The sequence below is a fragment of the Leeuwenhoekiella polynyae genome (assembly GCF_004104075.1).
In the GTDB taxonomy this organism is placed as follows: domain Bacteria; phylum Bacteroidota; class Bacteroidia; order Flavobacteriales; family Flavobacteriaceae; genus Leeuwenhoekiella; species Leeuwenhoekiella polynyae.
Map to the genome: position 1 here is coordinate 115,300 of NZ_QOVK01000006.1, position 21,750 is coordinate 137,049.

17 protein-coding genes are annotated in these 21,750 nt (G+C 39.2%); 8 read left to right on the forward strand and 9 right to left on the reverse strand.

The genetic code is table 11. The features are described from left to right. Positions 1-60 precede the first annotated feature (60 nt). Complete coding sequence (locus DSM02_RS09145; protein WP_128765335.1) at positions 61-4,005, reverse strand: AsmA family protein; 3,945 nt, start codon at positions 4,003-4,005, stop codon at positions 61-63. Between the two features lie 538 nt (positions 4,006-4,543). Here DSM02_RS09145 and DSM02_RS09150 point away from each other — a divergent pair. Then, a complete protein-coding gene (locus DSM02_RS09150) occupies positions 4,544-6,340 on the forward strand; it encodes a hypothetical protein (protein ID WP_128765336.1) in 1,797 nt (598 codons plus the stop codon). A 324-nt stretch (positions 6,341-6,664) separates the two neighbouring features. Here DSM02_RS09150 and DSM02_RS20500 read toward each other — a convergent pair whose 3' ends face one another. Both DSM02_RS20500 and DSM02_RS09155 read right to left on the reverse strand, forming a co-directional pair. Beyond that, complete coding sequence (locus DSM02_RS20500) at positions 6,665-6,901, reverse strand: c-type cytochrome (RefSeq protein ID WP_205875123.1); 237 nt, start codon at positions 6,899-6,901, stop codon at positions 6,665-6,667. A gap of 63 nt (positions 6,902-6,964) precedes the next feature. Next, positions 6,965-7,711 carry a cytochrome b N-terminal domain-containing protein gene (locus DSM02_RS09155; protein WP_205875112.1) on the reverse strand — a complete coding sequence of 249 codons (747 nt, stop codon included), beginning with the start codon at positions 7,709-7,711 and terminating at the stop codon, positions 6,965-6,967. Positions 7,712-7,840: 129 nt separating this feature from the next. On the opposite strand from DSM02_RS09155, the gene DSM02_RS09160 reads away from it, so the two are divergent. After that, a complete protein-coding gene (locus DSM02_RS09160) occupies positions 7,841-8,611 on the forward strand; it encodes a M90 family metallopeptidase (protein ID WP_128765337.1) in 771 nt (256 codons plus the stop codon). Between the two features lie 54 nt (positions 8,612-8,665). Here DSM02_RS09160 and DSM02_RS09165 read toward each other — a convergent pair whose 3' ends face one another. The 6 genes from DSM02_RS09165 to DSM02_RS09190 form a co-directional block, all read right to left on the reverse strand. Then, positions 8,666-9,529, reverse strand: a complete 864-nt coding sequence (locus DSM02_RS09165) for a fumarylacetoacetate hydrolase family protein (protein WP_128765338.1) — start codon at positions 9,527-9,529, stop codon at positions 8,666-8,668. 18 nt (positions 9,530-9,547) lie between these two features. Continuing rightward, a complete protein-coding gene (locus DSM02_RS09170; protein WP_128765339.1) occupies positions 9,548-10,324 on the reverse strand; it encodes an SDR family NAD(P)-dependent oxidoreductase in 777 nt (258 codons plus the stop codon). A 6-nt stretch (positions 10,325-10,330) separates the two neighbouring features. Continuing rightward, positions 10,331-11,650 carry an alpha-L-fucosidase gene (locus DSM02_RS09175; RefSeq protein ID WP_128765340.1) on the reverse strand — a complete coding sequence of 440 codons (1,320 nt, stop codon included), beginning with the start codon at positions 11,648-11,650 and terminating at the stop codon, positions 10,331-10,333. A 4-nt stretch (positions 11,651-11,654) separates the two neighbouring features. Further along, positions 11,655-12,974: an L-fuconate dehydratase gene (locus DSM02_RS09180; protein ID WP_128765341.1), complete on the reverse strand. Its 1,320-nt coding sequence runs from the start codon at positions 12,972-12,974 to the stop codon at positions 11,655-11,657. A gap of 104 nt (positions 12,975-13,078) precedes the next feature. Next, entirely contained in the window at positions 13,079-13,948 is an 870-nt protein-coding gene (locus tag DSM02_RS09185; protein ID WP_128765342.1) for an AraC family transcriptional regulator, read from the reverse strand. Positions 13,949-13,957: 9 nt separating this feature from the next. Continuing rightward, positions 13,958-14,836, reverse strand: a complete 879-nt coding sequence (locus DSM02_RS09190) for a helix-turn-helix domain-containing protein (protein ID WP_128765343.1) — start codon at positions 14,834-14,836, stop codon at positions 13,958-13,960. A 206-nt stretch (positions 14,837-15,042) separates the two neighbouring features. Here DSM02_RS09190 and DSM02_RS09195 point away from each other — a divergent pair, with 206 nt between their 5' ends. From DSM02_RS09195 to DSM02_RS09220, 6 genes are all read left to right on the forward strand, one after another. After that, positions 15,043-16,683, forward strand: a complete 1,641-nt coding sequence (locus DSM02_RS09195; protein ID WP_128765344.1) for an alpha-L-fucosidase — start codon at positions 15,043-15,045, stop codon at positions 16,681-16,683. Between the two features lie 14 nt (positions 16,684-16,697). Continuing rightward, on the forward strand, positions 16,698-17,711 hold the full coding sequence (locus DSM02_RS09200; RefSeq protein WP_128765345.1) for a zinc-binding alcohol dehydrogenase family protein: 1,014 nt from the start codon (positions 16,698-16,700) through the stop codon (positions 17,709-17,711). 104 nt (positions 17,712-17,815) lie between these two features. Beyond that, entirely contained in the window at positions 17,816-18,643 is an 828-nt protein-coding gene (locus DSM02_RS09205; RefSeq protein WP_128765346.1) for an amidohydrolase family protein, read from the forward strand. A gap of 3 nt (positions 18,644-18,646) precedes the next feature. After that, entirely contained in the window at positions 18,647-19,441 is a 795-nt protein-coding gene (locus DSM02_RS09210) for an SDR family oxidoreductase (RefSeq protein WP_128765347.1), read from the forward strand. Positions 19,442-19,447: 6 nt separating this feature from the next. Next, positions 19,448-20,776 (forward strand): L-fucose:H+ symporter permease, encoded by a 1,329-nt coding sequence (gene fucP, locus DSM02_RS09215; protein WP_128765348.1) that lies wholly within the window; start codon positions 19,448-19,450, stop codon positions 20,774-20,776. Beyond that, complete coding sequence (locus tag DSM02_RS09220; protein WP_128765349.1) at positions 20,776-21,114, forward strand: L-rhamnose mutarotase; 339 nt, start codon at positions 20,776-20,778, stop codon at positions 21,112-21,114. The genes fucP and DSM02_RS09220 overlap by 1 nt, the downstream gene beginning before the upstream one ends. Positions 21,115-21,750 lie beyond the last annotated feature (636 nt).

Below are 21,750 nucleotides of genomic sequence, written 5' to 3' on the forward strand. Positions count from 1 at the left end.
CTCAATTTTATTGAGGCTTTTTTTTATCAGCTAAAATCAATTAGTACTAGAACTAGTATATCATTCTTCTTCAGAGTTTTTCAATTTGCTATTCCACAATTTGATTTTGAAGTGAAGTTTTTGTTTTCGTTTTTTCACACTCTCTTGATCTTGAAGGAGGTTGATGTAGAATTTAGCACCAGCCTCATCAAAAGTGGTCTTTTTCGGTAATGAAAGTCCGTCATTTGACTTTAAATTCTTCCAAGGCACAGAAAACCAAATATTGACATAGTCATCTAGTTTGATTGTTCCTTCAGCAAAAACCTGAATTGCAGAAGATTGAATTTCAGTCCGTGGAATAATTATTTCCCCATTTACCACTTTAAAGGTTTGATTAATAGGTCTAAACTCTAATTCTTTAAAGCGATTTTCTTTAAGTAAAACAACACTTTCCATCAAAGGTTTGTAGTTATGCAGCGTGAGGTTTTGAAGATTCAACTGCAGTTCACCATTTAGACTATCAGGATTTAGCGTTCCATCATTATTGAGTACTCCTGTTGCAAGAAGATTCAAGTTTATTATTCCACCCAGTTTAGCTATGTCCTCTAAGTTTTTACTCCCAAAATACTCAAGACCTTCAGCAAATTTTTTAATATCTACGTTAGTTGCATCAATAGTAAGAGATACTGGTAAATTATTGGGTTCAGATATATTGGCAACAGCTTCAATATGCAATTTACCCTCATAGAAGTCAATATTGCTTTTTTGAATTTTCAGATTTTCTTTATTGTCAAAAAGGAGGTACGTGTCAAAATCTGTCAGCCTTAAATTTTTATGAATGAGTGTATCAATTGCAATGTTTCCCTGTGGATAATAGGAGTCATTAATGGTATTCAGAATATCCTTTAGGTTTTGAATCTTTAGGGGGTTTTTGTTTAATCTGTCTTTATTTTTTTTTCTCGAATCAAAAAGAGTCACAACATCTGCAGTGTTGAGATAGGGGGAACTGATATCAAAAGTTGAAATGTGCTCTTCATTTTCTATTGAATTATTGATGAAATCAGAGAAATTATTAATAGATCCAGAAACACGCAATGCACTTTTACCGGGCAGGTTTATATTTAAAGTTTCGAGATTAGCAAAATCGTTATTGATCTCTAAGCGAAGACTATCTATAGGTATCTGAATATCTGCTAACGGAAAATTAACTTTAGAATCTACCAATTTTAAACTTCCTGTTGCATCTGTATTGAAAATGGCTAAGTCTGAAGCTTCCCCGTTGTACTCACCTTCAAACTCAAATTTTCCCGACTCAAATATAAAATTGATTGTTTTTAAATAGTCATTAAGGTCAGTAGTATTGCCCGAAGCATTTGCCTTAAATTTAAAATCGAATGGGCTTTCATTACCGTTTTCAATCTTTTTTAATGATCGAATGCTTCCGGTCAGGGAAGCTTGAGAATTTTTGTAGTTGACATTGAGGTAATCTAATTTTAAAACCGAATCGTTCACAAAATAGACCGAAGCATCAACGTCTTTAGTGATCAATTCCTTGTATTTTAAAGAGTCGATATTTAGAGAAAGCTTAGGTTTTAATCTGTTGATATCTTCAAAAGCCTTTGGTAATTTTCTTAATTTTGTTTTAGAATTTGATTCTTCTTTTTTGCCTAAAGAGTTAACGACCTCAATCCACTGGTCTCCATCTACAAAAGGAGCTTCTACATTTAGATAGACACTGCCTCTTTCGTTTTGATTATTTAAAAGGATATTGGTGAAATTATTTATAGTTCCATTTAAAATAAAAGGATGCAAGGCACCCACTTCTAGCTCTACCTGATCTAAAATGATATTAGAATTTGTAATATTTACTGATAACGAATCAAAGTCGATATCAAGCCCAGCATTAGGATAGTAGAAGTTTGCATTTTTTAACTTTAAAGTACCCTTGGCATTATCCAGAAGTTGATTAAATTTTTGAATGTTTCCGGCTACACTTCCTGAAAATTCAAAGTCACCGGCATTGATATTTACTAATTTTATCTCAAATAAATCTTGAAAAACAGCAAGAGTACCCTGAGACTTTGCTTTAATATTAAGATGAATGGGTTGGCTGTTAGCATTATCTGTTCTAGGCACAACTAAACTTCCATTTAAGTCGGTTTCAGATCCTTGATAATTGATGTGAAAATCATTAATGCTAATGTTCTCAGTACTTGTCAATTCAATATCTGAACTTACATTTTGATACTGAATTGAGTTGTAAACAACATTGTCTAAGTTGAGTTTAAATCGGGGATGAAATTTATTAAAAATAGTCGTGAGGACTTCATTTATGGTTTTACGGTCGTCCTTGCTTTTATCAGATTCCGGAATCATTTCTTTAGCTGTAGCAATGAGTTCATCTACATTCAAAGATTCAGATTTTAACTCCACATAACTACTTGTGGGTTCCACTGGATTATTTGATATCAAAGAAGATATATTATTGAGATGGCCTGTAAAAACGAGATTCTCGCTTCTTTCAAGTTCAATGTTTAGCTCTTCTAAAAGTGATTTTTTATTATCTAAACTAAGCTTGATGGTTTTTACGGGTAATTGCAATCCATTTTTCTTCAGAACAACTTGACTATTGTTGAGTAAAAAGTTTCCTTCTGCAAAGTTGAATAGATTTTCAGGATGATCAATATCTCCGCTAAGCTTAGCATTTAAAGTAAAATCCCCTCCTTTAAAATCAAAATTTTCATTGTTTAATACTTGGGCGATCGATTCGTTTTTACCCGCTATATTTAGATTTGCTACGACATAATTATGATACTCAGGTGTAGATTGATAATAACTATTGTCTAAGTTTAAAACCATCCCTTTGAGATTACCAGTGACCTTATTGAAAACTATTTTGATATCTTTTTTAGTGCCTTTTAAGCTCTGAAGGCTATCAGATTCATATATCTTATTCGTTAAGTTTCCTTCAAAACTGGTATTTGAGAGCGTATAATTATCGCTAAAACTTACCGTATTATCTGTGCTTTTAAAATCGGCATTGATCTCTGGTGTATTTCTAAATTGAAATAAGCCATCTAGGGTGAGACTTGTCTTAATAGGTTTTTTGATTGCATACGGCGCAATCTTTTTTGCAATGCTATCAGAAAGAAATTTGTGTAAAGAATCAAAGTGAAGCTTGTCGTTTGAAAGACTAAGGTGATAGGAAGGTTCTATTAAATCAAAGCTAGAACTCACCCTAAATTGCTCTCCATCTAATGTTAGTATAAAATCGGAAACATTTAAAACATTTGTATCTGTATCTAAGGTGAATTCAGGATTGCCTGATACTTTGGTTCTTTTTAAGAAGCTCCCTTTTTTTGTATTAAACCCCAGCTTATTGACATCAGCTTCAAAACTCAAAGAACCCTTTATAACTGATTTATTCATTTTAAGTTCACTACGAATATTGTGAAACGCTATATCAAAATGCTTGTGAAACATACTATCCTTCGCAACATATTTTAGTTGTTTGACTCTAAATTTTGTAGCGTTAGGATCTATCCAAGAAGGAAAAACAAAAGGAGAATTAGTATTAGAAAGATTGTTTAATTTTTGCTTTACGTGATATTCATAAGACTTATCAGAGACTACTTCAGAATAAATAGAAACACTATCAATATTTATGCGCTTAAATTGAAAGTCTCCGCGAATAAGATCACGAGTACTAATCGTCACTAAGGCTTTATCAATAAAAATTGATTTCCTTTTAAAAGTAATAGAATCCTTTTCACTTTGAAAAATGTTGTTGATCGTAAAACCAACATTGGGAAAACCGGTTAAAAAAGTAGCCTCTACATCACCAATTTTTAAAGTTCCCTCTTGATTGGCGTTATACCATTCCTGTAAACCATCTATAATTAAATTTCGACTTTGCCATCCTAAGGTGAATAGACCTATTGGTACCAAAATTATAAGTCCCAAAATAAGTCCAAAATAACGCTTGCGTTTGGTTGATTTCTTTTTCTGTTTATCAGGTTTTGTCAACTGTATTTTGATTGAAAATAAGAAATTAATGATTCTGTAGCACTTTCTATTGATGAGAAAACATCTGCTGCATAGGGAATATCAAAAATAGGCTAGAATTGTATGGAAGTCGATAAATTAATTCTAAAGAATTGTCAAATGTTTCATTTAGTGTGAAAGCTTACATGTTTTTAAAGCATTCATCTCTGTTATAAACCATATTTTTTATATTCATTTTACTCGATAATCGAGATTAAATGCTCCGAGACTTGCCTCGTTCTAAAAATGTATTGTTCAGTTTAGTGCTTCTTGGACCTGCCTTTGTCGGCCAGATAGGCTTACCCTTAGTAGTTTACTTTAATTTTAAAGTATGATATAAAGTTGGTATAAATAGAAGGTTATCACTTTTCCAAATCCACAAGATGCATAGTCAAATCTATTAATAGTGATTTTGGTGATTGGCAACTTCTCAAATCTCACTACTAAAATTAAAAACCTGACATATATCATATTTTAAACGGTAGCTACTTTTCATCTTTGGGTATTAAACTAAAAATAAATGAAAAACGCCATATCCCCACATCAATTTCATATCCCGGTAATGGGCATTGCTTACACCATAGACACACCGTTAAAAGTGGCGCATTTTGGAATAAATTCTTCCATTTCAATTATTGAAGATCACCTTATCGAAAAAATGCGTGCGTATTATTACAAATTGAACAACGAGCCTTTTAAGCCTATAAGCAAAAAAGAACCTGATTTTAGAGCCAAACGGATAACTGATTATTTGAATCTGATTGGTGAAGAAGTGAAAAAGAAGGTAGAAGAGATGAAAACCGCTGCTTTTTCAGGCACTTCAGAAATTACCAAGTATTTCGAAATGCTGCCTGAAGTTTCTGACTTAAAACAGAAATACCTTAAATTTCTTCAGCTAACTGATCCTTCAGAAAAAGAAAATCTGGAAACTGAGTTGAGAAAAGAGGTTACACCCGGTGCGATTGAAGTCAATATTATGACGAAGATTGATAGCGATCAAATCGATGAAAACAAAGAAGTTATAGAAAATGGATCTGATGCCTTACAGGCTTTAAAAGGGTATGCAGAAAGTAATTTAGAGAATTCAACCCTAGTTTTTTCAGCAGGAATGAATCCAAGATTATTTAATTATCTGTCTTCTTTTACAACCTTTCATCCCGATAGCAACGGAAAATTCAACAAAGCCATCGCTATAAAAGTCAGCGATTACCGTTCGGCTTTAATTCAGGGAAAATACCTCGCCAAACGTGGTATTTGGGTAAGTGAATTTAGAATCGAATCAGGCCTAAATTGCGGTGGTCACGCTTTTGCAACTGATGGTTATTTAATGGGCCCGATAATGGAAGAATTTAAGCAGAATAAAGCTGAATTACAATCAGAATTATCGGCACTTTACCGAAGTGTTATTACTGAAGAAGCTGAAACTTTTGAATTACCCGAAATAAAGATTACCGTTCAGGGTGGAATCGGAACTTTTGAAGAAAACAACTTGTTGAAAGATTATTTTCAGGCTGATGCGACCGGTTGGGGATCCCCATTTTTACTGTGTCCGGAAGTAACTAATGTCGATGAGGAAACCCTAAGGAAACTTCAAAAATCGAAAGAAGAAGATATTGTTTTAAGCCATAGTTCTCCATTGGGAGTTCGGTTTAATTACCTGAAGGGAGCTAGCGGAGAAGAATTCCGAAGAAAAAATATTTTAAGAAATAAACCCGGCAGTTCGTGCCCCGAGAAATTATTAGAATCGAATACGGAATTTACCGAAAAACCGATTTGTACCGCTTCGCATAAATATCAAAAATTGAAACTGAAGCAAATTCAACATTCCGATTTATCGAGTACTGAAAAGGCAAAGCAAGCTGATCTGTTGTTTCAGAAAGAATGTTTATGTACCGGTTTGTGCAATAGTGTCGCTAAAAATTACAATTTCAGTTTTGTAAAGAAAATGGATTTTGTGACCGTTTGTCCCGGTCCAAATTTGGCCTATTTCTCGGGTAACTATTCTTTAAAAGAACTCACCGATCATATTTATGGACGAAAGAATGTGCTAAGCGGTTACCGTCCACATGTATTTATTAAAGAACTGCAATTGTATATCAATTACTTAAAGGAACTTGTAGACAGCACCGATTTTTCGAATAAACGAGAAGCAAAAAAGTTTACCCGATTTACACAAAATCTGGAAGAAGGCATTGACTATTACAAGAATTTATTTTTCAAAAAGGTAATCAAAGAACGCCAGTTTTTAACCGATCTGCTGGTTTGCGAAAACCGAATTTTAGAAATCAACCAGCAGGTTGAAGTGCTTAGCTATTAGATAGCTTTGCTTTTAGAAATTTAAATATAGATAATAGGGCGCTTTACTTTTAGAGAATAGAAACTGGACTTTATAGTAAACATGTTATCTTGTAGTCTTGCTCATTTCACGCCATACCTCCCTGCAGTTTAGTGCCAGTCTAAACCTGTTTTATCGTAAACAAAATCAGAGAATCATTGAGTTTTTAAACATTTCATAACCAAATAATCTATTAAAAGTTAAGCTTTTGTTTGTCCGAAATTCTCTAGTTTTAATATGATTTATAGAGAGCAGGCCATTCCCAGTGAAGTAAACCTCTGCATTTTCATTTCAGTGCAGAGTAGTTTATTTTTTATCAGGTTCTAGTAAAAAACTTACAATAGCATCCATTTCCTCTTTAGATAATGCTCCGCCATAAGCCGGCATGTTTTCGGCACCGTTTACAATTCTAATGATAATCTGTTCTTTGGTCAATCTATTTTGAACTTTGGTAAGTTCCGGTCCACGTATACCACCCTGATCACCAATTTTATGGCAGTAGAGACAACCTACGGTGTTAAAAAGTTCTATGCCTTTCTCTATTTTTTTAGAAGTCTTAGGTACCGTAGTATATTTAGATAAAGGTTTGGCATCAAAACGCGGTGACTAGGGTGCTTTAATTCCTATATACCACAAGGAACAAATGGAAAGTATGATAAAAGTAACACCGGCTATTGCCCAAGGTCTTCGCAACGGGTGCCGTTCACCTTTGTTTGATAAGAAAGGAATGGAAAAAAGCAAAAAACCTCCCAATAGAGGCCCCAAAAACATAACATACGATTCTATTTGTCGAGGCATTAACGCAAAAAGCGCGAATATCCAGGTAAAATACCAATCGGGTTTGGGATCGGCATTTACATTGGTCAAGTCGGGTTCTGAGGTAAGTGCAGGAGCACCAATAAACCAAGCGAGACAAACCAGTATAAGGAATACCAAAGCGCTAAATACAGCATCACGCCAGATGGCATCTGGAAAAAGAGGAACCCCTTTTTTCATCAGCATGTCTTCATACCATTTTCTATAGGTTTTTGGTTTTAGAAGTTTGCCAACTTTAGGAGGTTCTGAGATCCCATTTTTAAATACAAGGTATAAATGATAAGTAACGATTAAAAATAATAATGCCGGGAATAAGAATACATGCATCGCAAAGAAACGATTGAGTGTTTCTCCACCTATGGTATCTCCACCCAATAAAAAATAAGCAATAGAATCGCCTATTAAGGGTATTCTTCCCATTTGCTCTGCAGCGACCACTGCAGACCATACTCCGTTATTATCCCATCGTAATAATTGTCCTGTAAACGCCATAACTATGGTGATGACCATAAGTACCACTCCCGTAATCCAGCTCATTTCCCACTTGGAAAACCTAAGTGATTATTGTAATTTTTGTTTATTTCTGAAATTATTCAAAATCAGATATCTTGCACGTTTTAAGTATGACTATTTTTGATCCAACGTTTTCTATTTGAGAATATCTCTATGAACTACATAATTATAGTGGTTGCATTGCTTTTGTTGGCCTTTGCAATTATTACACTAAGCAGGCAGCAAAAGCGAAAAGCCGCTACATTTCCACCTGGCTGGCATAATTTATTATGTCAACACGTTCACTTTTATGACCAGCTCACCGCTACAGAACAGAAGCGTTTTCAAAAGCGGATGATGCAATTTTTGAGTGAAGTTTATATAGAAAGTATTGATTTTGAGTTAGAAGATCTTGACAAATTATTAGTAGCCGCAAGTGCTATTATTCCTGTTTTCGCATTTCCCGACTGGCATTATATTAATCTGAGTACCGTGCTTATATATCCAGATCATTTTAACGATGATCTAAATTTTGGACATAAAGATGAACAGAAACATATTGCCGGGATGGTAGGTTCAGGACGCTTCAATCATCAGATGATACTCTCACGAAAAGCACTTCATGAAGGTTTTGATAAAAAATCAGATCTGCACAATACTGGCATTCACGAGTTCGTACACTTGATAGATATGACAGATGGTGTCGCAGATGGTACCCCCGAGCGACTTATTGCTCACTCGTATAGTATTCCCTGGCTAAAATTAATTCATAGAGAAATGGAGGCCATTAATGACAATAAATCTGATATACGCAGTTACGGAGGCACTAATGAAGCGGAGTTTTTTGCGGTAGCTTCAGAATATTTTTTCGAAAATCCCATTTTGCTTAAAAAGAACCATCCAGAACTCTATGAAATGCTTAGCGCGTGTTTTCATAAAAAATAACTGGATGGATTTTGGTATAGAATAGAATGTTCTGTAATCTAAAATTTATTGTGATTATTTAATTGCTGAATAAGCCTTTGCAGTTTGCTTGGAAGTACCTAAACCTTCGATACCCAATTCAACTACATCGCCCGGTTTGAGGTAGCGTGGTGGCTTAAAGCCCATTCCTACACCAAAAGGAGTTCCGGTTGAAATGACATCTCCCGGAAGTAGGGTCATAAACTGGCTGATGTAGCTCACCACCTGCTGCACATTAAATACAAAATCTGAAGTATTGCTGTTTTGCAATTCCTCACCATTCAATTTTAGCCACAGGTTGAGGTTGTTAGGATCTTTGATTTCGTCTTTGGTCGCTATAAAAGGACCTAAAGGCGCAAAGGTGTCGCAGCTTTTTCCCTTTACCCATTGCCCGGCACGTTCGATCTGAAAGGCACGTTCGCTGTAATCGTTGTGTAGGGTATAACCTGCTACATAATCTAAAGCTTCGGCTTCACTCACATAAGAGGCTTTTTTGCCGATTACCACAGCGAGTTCAACCTCCCAATCTGTCTTTTCACTTCCCTTGGGAATGATCACATCGTCATTGGGACCCACAATTGCCGAGGTCGCTTTAAAGAACAAAATGGGTTCTTTAGGGACTTCCATCCCGGTTTCTTTAGCGTGAGAAACGTAATTAAGACCAATGCATACAATTTTTGATGGCCGCATCAGAGGTGCTCCCAGACGGGTTTCTGCGGAAACTTCCGGACAATTGTCCAGTTCTTTGCTTAACCATGTATTGAGTCGGTCAAGACCATTTGTTTCAAAAAATGCTTCGGTGTAATCTTCACCAAAACCCGATACATCTATGCGTTTTCCGGAGTCTAAAAGCACTCCCGGTTTTTCATTTCCGGCTTCGCCGAAACGTATTAATTTCATAATCTTCCAGTTAAAAAGTTATCCATTTAGTTTTATAAATCCGCCGTCAATAGGGAAGTCTGTCCCGGTGATAAAAGATGCTTCATCAGAGGCGAGGTACAGCGCTAAATGCGCGATTTCTACAGGTTTGCCCATGCGGCCTAATGGCTGTGTTTTAGATAGTTTCTCAAACATCTCTTCCTGATTGTCGGGGTAATTTTTTGCAATAAAACCATCTACAAAAGGCGTATGCACGCGGGCAGGGGAGATGCTGTTGCATCTGATGCCCTCATCAACATAATCTTTAGCGATGGAATAGGTCATCGTGAGTACGGCGCCTTTTGACATCGAGTACGCAAAACGGTCTGAGATCCCAACCGAAGATGCAATGGAAGCCATATTGAGAATGACTCCGTTTTTGCCTTTCATGTGTTTAATCACGGCTTTTGCGCAGTTAAATACACCCTTGATGTTTATGGCATAAATACGGTCGAGATCTGCTTCGGTGGTATTTTCAATGTTTCCCACGTGGGCAACCCCTGCATTATTAACCAATATATCAAGCGAATTTTCATCGGCGATCTCATCAATCACGTGCTGTACTTGATCTTCTTTAGAAACATCGCATATTTTATAGTGCAGCTCCAAGTTATCAGCTCTAAAGGTTTCAACAACTTCTTTTGCCTGCGTTTCATTATAGTCAAGAATGTAAACCTGAGCTCCGTTTTTAGCAAATACTTCTGCGATGGCACGTCCTATACCGCTGGCTCCACCGGTAATTAGTGCTGTTTTTCCAGATAAATTAAAAGGGGTCATTTCAAATTATTTTAAAGTGAGTTTAATAATAGTATCTACCGCATCGCGATGCGCTTCATCCAGATAGATCGTCAATATATTTTTCTTAAGCTTGTATTTAACCGGCTTACCATCATCAAACCAACTTAGTGTTTTAACGCGTTTTTTGGCGAAAGGGATACTCAGGGTATTCAGATCACTATTTAAAACATGCAGATAGGTAGTTTGGTCTTTTTCAGTCGAAACATAATCGGTGCCCTGAAACATGCCGCCACGCGTGTCATAAATACTTTCTCCGTTTTCTTGCAGCCATGAACCCATTTGCAGCAACAAATCCTGATGCTCCTGCTGTATTTTTCCGTTAGGCATAGGACCTACATTAAGCAAAAAATTAGCATTATTTCCGGCAGCCTTCACCAGATACTGAATCAATTCGTTAAATGATTTATGATTGCCATCCTGTAGATTGAAACCCCACGAATGATTTATGGTTTCACAGGTCTCTAAGGGTAAATTACCAATTTGAGAACCTTCACTAAAGCCGGCTGTATTTTTCCCCGGAAGGTCTTTTTCAAACATCTGAAAATCTTCACCGGCAATGGGCGCAAGATGGTGGTTGTTGCCAATGAGCAAACCGGAATTCACGCCGTGAATGATTTTATACGTTGCTTCCAGATCAAAATCCTGATAGGGTTTGCCCGCTTTTTTTAAATCGTTTTGATCCCAATATCCATCAAACCAAAACCCTGCGATGTCATAGTTTTCTGCCAGTTCTTTAATCTGGGCGTTTTGATACGTTATATAATCTTGCCAGTTACCGGATTCTGGTCGACCCAAATCCTGACCGGTTTTCCCTCTGGGATAGTAATCAGGATGATGCCAGTCTAACTGTGAGTAATAGGCAAAAAGCTTGATACCTTCTTTTTTACAGGCTTCCTCAAGCATTCTAAAAATATCTTTGCCATATGGTGTATCGTCAACAATGTTATAATCGGAAACTTTTGAATCATACATCGCAAAACCGTCGTGATGCTTGGTCGTGATCGTGATGTATTTCATACCCGCTGCCTTGGCCAGTTTAACCCAGGCCTCGGCATCAAACTGCTGCGGATTGAAAAAATCCGGTAGTAATTCATACCGGTCTGTTTTTATTTTTTGAGTGTTCATCACCCATTCCCCGTCTCCCAGCGTACTGTATACGCCCCAATGAATAAACAAGCCAAATTTCGCATCCTGAAACCAGGCTCTGTTTTCCAGATTTTCTTTTGAAGGCGTATAGTCGGTTTGACCTAAAGCCACATACAGATTTAGGAAGAGTAGGGCAGTAATGCATACGCGCTTTTTCATAATTTTATTTGGTTTTGGCGATTTCCTGCCAGATTTTTCCGGTTGGAAATGTATACTCTTTAAGTGATTCCGGTTTCATAGTGATGCTGTAACCCGGCATTTGTGAAGGCATATAGGCGCCATTTTTTATAACTACAGGATCAAAGAAATGTTCGTGCAGGTGATCTACATACTCTATAATACGATTTTCAAGCGAACCGCTAATGGCAATATAATCAATCATAGACAAGTGCTGTACATATTCGCAAAGGCCTACACCACCGGCATGCGGACATACGGGAATTTCAAATTTAGCAGCCATAAGCAAAACCGCAAGCACCTCGTTAACACCGGCTAATCTGCAGCTGTCTATCTGGCAAATCTCGATGGCACCGGCTTGCATGAGTTGTTTAAAAATAACCCGATTTTGGCAATGTTCTCCGGTCGCCACTTTTATAGGCGCTACCGCTTTTGCGATGGCCGCGTGTCCCAATACATCGTCTGGGCTCGTAGGTTCTTCAATCCACCAGGGGTTGAATTTTTTGAGTTCGACCATATTTGCGATAGCTTCGGTCACATCCCATTTTTGGTTGGCATCCATCATCAGCTTGAGGTCGTCACCTATTTCTTCGCGAATAATCTGAGCCCGGCGCATATCGTCTTTAAGGTCTTTGCCTACTTTGATTTTCATATGCTTAAAGCCTTCGGCTTTAGCCTCACGGCATAACTTTCGCATTTTCTCATCGCTGTAACCCAGCCAGCCGGCAGAGGTTGTATACGCGGGATACCCCTTTTCAAGCAGGTGATCTATACGTTCCTGCTTAGTGGCTTCGAGCTTTTTAAGCATGGTTATCGCTTCAGCAGGGGTAATTGCATCGGTAATGTAAGTGAAATCTACGCAAGAGACCAGTTCTTCCGGACTCATATCTGCCAGTAGTTTCCAAAGCGGTTTTTCTTCCGCCTTGGCGTATAAATCCCAAACGGCATTTACCACCGCTCCGGTTGCAAGGTGAATCACTCCTTTTTCGGGACCTAACCAGCGTAACTGACTGTCGCCGGTGATCATTTTCCAAAAGGCACCCATATTTTCGGTAAAGGATGACAACGATTTATTCAAAATCAGAGGCATTATAGAATCAATCGCGGCCACACACAGCTCGTTGCCACGACCTATGGTAAAGGTGAGGCCATGACCTTCCAAACCTTTCTGCGAAGTTTTGAGAATAACATAAGCAGCAGAATAATCAGGATCGGGATTCATAGCATCTGAACCGTCCAGAAACTGGCTGGTAGGGAAGCGTACATCTACAACTTCATAGCCGGTGATAATTACCTCTGTTTTCATGGGTTTGAGTGATTAAAGTGAACGTTCCAAATTTACCCAGGCTTGATTCTTTTTACCGACCGTTTTTTGACCAAGAATGATACTATTTTTGCTTAACAGTCAAATTAGGGCATTTTTGAGTGAATTTCTGCGTATTCTTTTGGGGTTTTTCCGGTTACTTTTTTAAACTGTCTGTTGAAATTGGACAGGCTGTTGTAGCCGGAAGCAAAACCAATTTCGCTTACCCGTTCGTGCGGCTCCATTAAGAGTCTGCAGGCAAAGCCAATACGAATCTCGTTGAGGTAACGCATCAGGCTTTTTTTGTGAAACTTGCTAAACAACCTGCTAAAGGCCGAAGGATTCATCGGGATCAGTGCCGCGACATCATCAAGACTAATAGTTTCCCTAAAATTTTTATAGAGGTATTCATATACCTTGTCAAAATTGCCCACCCCGGTATTATAGGCCTCGCTCATATAACCCGCGCTGGTAAGTGCATTATGCTCTAGTGTAACAAGTTCTTTTAAAAGCTGAAGCAGACTCAGGCTGCGTTCAAAAGGTTCGAGATTTTTGAGGTTTTTAAGCTGGTGCAGAATCTCTTTCGGAATATTTTCAAATACGAGTCCGCGTTGTGCTGCCTGCAACAACCGGGCAGGAATACGCATTTCGGGTCTGCTGAAAAAATCGGTACCTAAAAAATTCTGTTTAAAATGTATGGCGATCGCTTCCGCCTGCAGCTCCTTGTTTTCTTCCTTAAAATAAACCGGATCGTTTAGCCACATATGCGGCAGATTAGGCCCCAGCAAAACCAACTCGCCGGGATTGAATTTTGAAATGGAATCCCCAATAAAGCGGGTACCTGTGCTCTCTAAAATAAGCACCAGCTCCAGTTCGGGATGGTAATGCCAGATTTTTAGAAAATGCCGGTCTAAGGTATGGCTGATTGTGAATGAACAATCATCGTGGCTTTGCCTGTCGAGTTTAATGAGTTTCATATCAGCGCATTAGGTGATTTTAAGGTTTTGCTTTCGATACGCACCCGGCGTACTATTGAGGTGTTTTTTAAAGACTTTGTTAAAATGGGGCAGGTTATTAAAACCGGTTTCGATGGCGATATCGAGCAAGGTCTTGTTTGTGGTAACAATAAGGTATTGCGCACGTTCGATGCGTTTTTCGTGAATGTAAGCCAAAGGACGTTTCCCGGTATGTTCTAGAAATTCACGGGAGAAATAGTCCCGGTTTTGATTGGCTTTTTCGGCAAGTTCAGTGACGGTAATGGCCTGGTTTAAGTTAAGCTGAATGTAATTCATAGCATCAAGAACTACCGAAGGAATTTTTCGGCTTTGGGTTTCTGAATAGCGTATAGATTCAATAAACCGGGAAAGTAAAATCAAAATGATACCCTGGGTTTCAAACTGCACCGAAGCTTTCATGTTTCGATTTAAATTTTGGTATTCCTTGTAAAAAGCTTCTTTTTCATAAATTTCCGGATTGTCAGACCGGTTAATCCCACGCCCGGGATTGAGCTTCAGCAATTTTTTAAAGAGAATCACCTCGGTTTCGGAAGCCGGGAGTTCCATCACTTCTCTGTTGTCTTTAAAAAGAGCCCCGGTATCTGGTGATTCTTCAAAAAACTGAACAAAATACTGCTGCATATAATCCGTGCATTTAAAATCACATAAAGTAAAACTGGGAATCAAATACAGGTGACCGGCTCTGAGATTCAATTTTTTTGACGGACTTGCGAGCACACCGCTTCCGGTCTCGATATAATAGATGCGATAATAAGGGCTAATCACGTTTTTATAGTCCCACCGGCTTGACAATTCTACACAATCTATGTTAAGCAGCGAAAAGGTATGTGTGAAGTGTTTAGAATTCAAAATTGCAGGTTTTAGTGAAAACGGCTGTTCTTAAATAGATAAAAATAAGTCGTTTTTATATAATAAGATATAAACAATGCTAGAATATCTTTGGACGTTTACGCATCTGGAATTCTTTTCGAAATCGTTGTAATCGTATATTATTGAGAATCTAAATCTAAACGAGACATTAGCCAAAAGCGGAAATATATAACTTTAGAAAGACTATGAAACGCAGGGATCTTATAAAATTAAGCGCAGCGGCAGCTGCGGGTTTGTATTTAAACCCACTGCTGGCACGTGCAAATTTCTTCAACCCTGAGCAAAGAGGGCCATTTAAACCTAGCTGGAATTCACTTTCTAAATATCAGGTTCCAGACTGGTTTCGTGATGCCAAGTTTGGTATGTGGGCACATTGGGGTCCTCAGTGTGAGCCCGAGTCCGGAGATTGGTACGCTCGCGGAATGTATCAGGAAGGTTCGTGGCAGTACAAATCCCATATTGAGAATTACGGGCATCCTTCAGAATTTGGTTTTAAAGATGTGATCAACGTTTGGAAAGCCGATAAATGGGATCCTGAAGAACTGGTTAGTCTCTATAAAAAAGCCGGGGCTAAATATTTTATGGCGATGGCCAATCACCACGACAATCTGGATCTTTGGGATAGTACCCATCAGCCCAACTGGAATTCGGTTCAAATGGGACCTAAAAAAGATATTATTGCCGGTTGGGAAAAAGCGGCACGCAAGGCCGATTTGCCTTTTGCACTCAGTGTACATGCGGCTCACGCGTGGAGTTGGTATGAGCCTTCTCAACGTGCAGATAAAAACGGTCCTTTGGCGGGAGTTCCCTATGATGGAAATTTGACTGTTGAAGATGGGGAAGGCACCTGGTGGGAAGGTTTGGACCCGCAGGAATTGTATGCTCAGAACCACGAGTTGAGTGAAGGCAGCTACGATAATGGTAAGATTCACAGTCAGTGGAACTGGGGTAATGGTGTTACTCCGCCCTCAAAAGAATATTGCAAGAAATTTTACAATCGCACGATTGAGTTGATAGACAAGTTCAATCCAGATTTACTTTATTTTGACGATACGGCATTGCCGCTTTGGCCGGTAAGTAATGTAGGCCTTGAAATAGCCGCTTACCTATATAACAAAAGCCTGGACAAGGACGGCAATCCACAAGCTGTGGTTACCGGAAAAATTCTGGATGAAGAGCAACGCAAAGCTTTGGTTTGGGATATTGAAAAAGGCCAAAGCAATGAAATTGAGCCTTTGCCGTGGCAGACCGATACCTGTATCGGGAGTTGGCACTACGATAAAGGCATTTACAGAGATAAACGCTATAAATCTGCCAAACAGGTCATACACAGCCTTATCGATGTGGTAAGCAAAAATGGAAACCTCATGCTTAATATTCCGGTTAAGGGAGATGGAAGCATTGACGAGTTAGAGCGTGCGATTGTAGAAGAAATAGGGGAGTGGATGCGTCTCAACGGAGCAAGCATTTACGGTACCCGACCTTGGGAAATTTTTGGAGAAGGCCCCCAACAGGAAAGTGCTGCCGCCTTGACTGCTCAGGGATTCAACGAAGGCAAAGGCAAGCCTTTTTCATCGCAGGATTTTAGATTTGTGACCAAAGGCAAGAAACTTTACGCTACGGTTATGAGCTGGCCCGAAAGTGGAAACGTAGTTATAAAATCATTAGCTTCAGATGCTGCTTATCGAAATAAACCCATCAAAAAAGTAAAACTGGTAAGTACCGGTAAAAAATTAAAGTTTCAGCAAACTGCAGCAGGTCTTGAGGTGTATTTTCCGAAGGAGAAACCTGCTGTTTCATATGCAAATGCTTTGGAAATCAGTTAACAGTAAAAACTACTATGAACTATATTGTTTGTCAGGAACCTGGCACCTTTTTATTAAAAGAACAAGATATTCCGCAGCCTAAAGCGGGAGAGTCGTTGTTGCGCATTCGCAAAATAGGGATTTGCGGTACCGATATTCATGCTTTTGGCGGGACACAGCCGTACTTCAATTATCCACGAGTTTTAGGTCACGAGTTGGCTGCAGAATATGTACAAGGGGATGCCGAAGGTTTCGAGAAAGGAGATGCGGTAAGTTTTATTCCGTATTTCAATTGCGGTACCTGTGTGGCCTGTCGCAATGGTTTGAGCAATTGCTGTACGTCTATTCAGGTTTTTGGCGTGCACATCGATGGCGGGATGGCAGAATATGTAGTCGTTCCGGATTCCTATTTACTGCACGGCGAAGGACTTGATTTTGATGAACTTGCTCTGGTAGAACCTTTAGCTATTGCCGCTCACGGCGTGCGTAGAGCAGGCATAAGATCTGGAGAAACCGTTCTGGTAATGGGAGCGGGCCCTATAGGGATTGGTCTGATTCAGTTTGCACAACAGGCAGGAGCAAGAGTGATTGCGCTTGATGTAAATGCGCACCGCCTTGATTTTTGTAAAAAAGAACTCGGCGTTTGGGAAGCCATAAACCCAATGAACGTGGATGTGATGGAGCATCTGGCTGCACTTACCAATGGCGATATGCCCACAGTGGTTATAGACGCTACCGGTAATCGTAATGTGATGAATAGTGCATTTCAGTATCTTGCTCACGGTGGCCGTTATGTGTTGGTAGGTTTGCAAAAAGGCGAACTGGCGTTTAGCCATCCCGAATTTCATAAACGGGAATCTACACTGATGAGCAGCCGTAATGCGACGCGAGAAGATTTTCAATACGTGATAGATAGCATCAAGAGCGGGAAAATAACTCCTAAAACCTATATCACGCATCGCATTGATTTTAAGGATTTACCTTCGGGCTTTGAGGATTTACTGGCGCCCGAAAATAACGTGATCAAAGCTTTGGTAGAGATTCAATAAACTACCTCTAGAGGTCCATAAAGCATTATGCGGAACAATACATTTTTAGAACGATACAAGTCTCGGAACATTAAAATCTCGATTATCGAGTAAAGAGTTAAAGCATGATACTAGATACCCATCAACATTTTTGGCAGTACAACCCGGTGAAGCACGACTGGATTGATGAGGAAATGGCTGTGATACGCCGGGACTTTATGCCTCAGGATTTACAACCGGTTTATCAAGAGCATGATGTTACAGGTTGCATCGCGGTGCAGGCCGACCAAACGTTGGACGAAAACACCTTTTTACTCAATCTTGCTGATGAGAACGATTTTATAAAGGGAGTTATTGGTTGGGTTGATTTTCAAAGCGATTCTGTGCAGCAGGATTTGGATTATTATGCTGAAATGCCTTTGATGAAAGGTTATCGCCACGTAGTACAGGCTGAAGCGGATCCGTCTTTTTTACTTCGGAAATCGTTTTTAAGCGGAATTTCAAAACTGAAAGATACCGGGGCCGTATATGAAATCTTGGTGTTTTCACATCAACTTCCGGCGGCACTCGAGTTTGTAAAACTGTTCCCTGAGCAGCAATTTGTCATTGATCATATTGCGAAGCCTAATATCAAGGAAGGCTATATTGATTCCTGGGCTTTATTGATGCGTGCTATCGCCAGCTATGAAAATGTGAGTTGTAAAGTATCGGGTATGATTACCGAAGCCGATTATAAAACCTGGAAAACTATTGATTTAATGCCTTACATGAATATAGTTTTTGAAGCTTTTGGCCCCAACCGAATTGTTTACGGTTCAGACTGGCCGGTATGCCTGGTTGCCGGAAGCTATTCTCAGGTTCTTAATGTAGCCAAGGCTTTTGCCGGACAATTATCACACGAAGAACGCAAACTTTTTTTCTATAAAAATGCCCAGCACATTTATACTATTTAACTCATGGATTTAAACTTAAAAGATAAAATTGTTTTGGTAACCGGTTCTGCAGGAATGCCCGGTAGCATAGGTCATACGATTATTTTTGCCCTGGCAGCAGAAGGGGCAACCCCGGTTTTGTTAGATCGAAACGCCCGCGGTTTTGAATATGAAAGTCAACTGCGCGAGCAAGGTATTGACAGCACATTTTATCAAACCGACTTGTCTGATGCAGATCAAATTAAAAAATCAGTTGAAAAACTTTCAGCTAAATATGGGCGTATCGATGCGATTATCAATAATGTGGGGGTAAACGATGGTGTTTCGCTTGAAGGTTCATTAGACGATTTTATGTACTCGTTAAAGCTTAACCTGGTGAGTTTTTATGCTACTGTAAAGTATGCCTTACCCTTGCTCAAAGAAAGTAAAGGAAACATTCTCAACGTAGGTTCAAAAGTGGCGATTACCGGTCAGGGCGGGACTTCAGGTTATGCAGCGGCCAAAGGTGGTGTGTTGGGACTTACGCGGGAATGGGCAGTAGATCTAATCAAATACGGTATTCGCAGCAATGCGCTTATTATTGCCGAAAGTTATACTCCCGCATACGAAAATTGGATTGAAACATTGGAGAATGGTGCTGAAAAACTCCAGGCGATTCGAAATACCATTCCGTTAGAAAACCGGATGACAAGCACTCAGGAAATCGCAGATACGGTATTGTTTACCATTTCTGAAAAATCATCTCATACCACCGGGCAGTTTCTATTTGTTGACGGCGGTTATGTACATCTGGATCGCGCGTTGCTTCCGGCCAAATAATCAATTATGAAAAATCAATCTAAAGTACCAGTAGTGGCCAAGTCGGTACTGCTGCCATTCATATTAATAACTTCTTTATTTGCACTGTGGGGTTTCGCAAACGATATCACAAACCCAATGGTTTCGGCATTTAAAAAAGTGCTGGAGCTTGACAATTTTCAGGCTTCGCTGGTGCAGCTGGCTTTTTACGGCGGCTATTTTACCATGGCGCTACCGGCAGCGATTTTTGTAAACCGCTATTCCTATAAAAAAGGAGTTTTACTCGGTTTAGGTTTGTATGCAGTAGGAGCCTTGTTGTTCTATCCGGCAGCAGCTTATGAAGAGTTTGGTTTCTTCCTTGCCGCGCTTTACATTTTAACTTTCGGTCTTGCTTTTCTAGAAACCACGGCAAACCCCTACATCCTGTCTATGGGAGCCGAAAAAACCGCAACCCAGCGTCTCAATCTGGCTCAGGCTTTTAACCCGATGGGGGCTTTACTCGGTTTGATCGTGGCACAAAAATTCATTCTGGCTTCGCTGCAATCAGATGATTTATTACCTGACGGAACCACGGTCTACTCAACGCTCGGTGAGGAAGCCAAGGCTGTGGTGCGCACCGCAGATTTAGCGGTGATCCGCGATCCGTATGTGTTGCTGGGTATTGTGGTTATTGGTTTTTTGGTTGTAATCAGTCTGGTTAATATGCCGCAAAATGAACATCAGGAAAATAAAGTAGGTATTGGCGGATCAATCAAACGACTTTTTAAATCCCGTAAATTCACTGGTGGCGTTATCGCTCAGGCTTTTTATGTGGGTGCTCAGATTATGTGCTGGACCTATCTGTATCAATATGCAGAATCCTTTGGTATTGAAAATACGGAAGCCGTAAATTACGGTATTGCTGCTCTGGTGGTGTTTCTCATCGGTAGATGGGTTGGAACCGGATTGCTCAAATATATAGACTCCGGTAAATTGTTATTATTTTTTGCAATAGGTGCCGCGCTGGCAACTTTGATAACGATTGTAGTTCCAGGGATGGTTGGTTTAATCGCTTTGGTGAGTATCTCCTTTTTTATGTCTATTATGTTCCCCACCATTTACGGGATTGCACTTGAAGGACAGGGTGATGATGCTAAATTTGGTGCCGCTTTTCTGGTAATGGCTATTGTGGGAGGAGCTTTAATGCCAACGCTTCAGGGATTGATATTAGACTTGGGCGGTTCAGGATATACTGATATAAGTATCTTAGGGGTACCCGAAGTGAATTTTTCATTTATCCTGCCTTTTATCTGCTTTCTAATCATAGGAATTTACGGAAGGGATGTTTACAAAAACTATAATCTTAATAATTTATAATGAAGCGACTTTGTTACGCCTGTGACCTTAAAGATGATCCTATACTTATAGCAGAATATAAAGAGTACCACAATACTGTTTGGCCTGAAATTACAAGGAGTATAAAGGACGCCGGTATTCTGGATATGGAAATTTATTTATGCGAAAATCGGCTATTTATGATTATAGAAGTTTCTGAAGATTTTGATGCAGAAAGAAAGAAGCAAATGGATCTGGAGAACCCAAAGGTAAAGCAATGGGAAAAACTGATGTGGAAGTATCAGCAAGCGTTGCCTAAAGCTAGTAAGGGCGAGAAATGGATTCCAATGGAGGGGATATTTAAAATGTCCGCTTTATAGGGAGGAGGCCAGTATGCTTTTTAAACCCATAGTAGAACAAGCAAATGCGCCAATGTTGGATAGGGAAGAAGATGACTAATCTATAGCGGTTTGCCATCCGCAGAATTAGAGTCAAAGCTACTGAGCAAATTAAGACCCTTATAGACACTATCCCTTGACAAGGCCTTATAAATGCTCTATATTAGTAGATGTAAAGTACTTCTCATTCGTTTTACCCGAACAGCGTAGGATAGAAAAAGGCTTCTTTTTCTCTATAAGTTAGATATTAAAGGGTAGCTTGATACTACCAGCTGCGCGAACTGCGTGATGCAATTATTCCATCTTAACCATTCTCATACCTCCATTCACCCAAGGTTCACCCGTAGTTCACTCGAGGTTTACCCGTGGTTCACCCGAGGATAGTACATAGAAGAAGTATGGTAAAGGTATGGTAAAGGTATGGAATATCCACAACAAGAGGTTAATCTAATCAAGAAGCTTAACAAAAGCAATTCTCAATAATTAAGTAAGCATGTATACGCGCCGCTGTAGATTTTTTGTTAAGCTATCATGGGACTTCGTAAATAGTATTTTTGATGACTTGCCTAGTCATACAGCCCATTTACAACTTTGATATTTTTATTTCAGAATTGATGT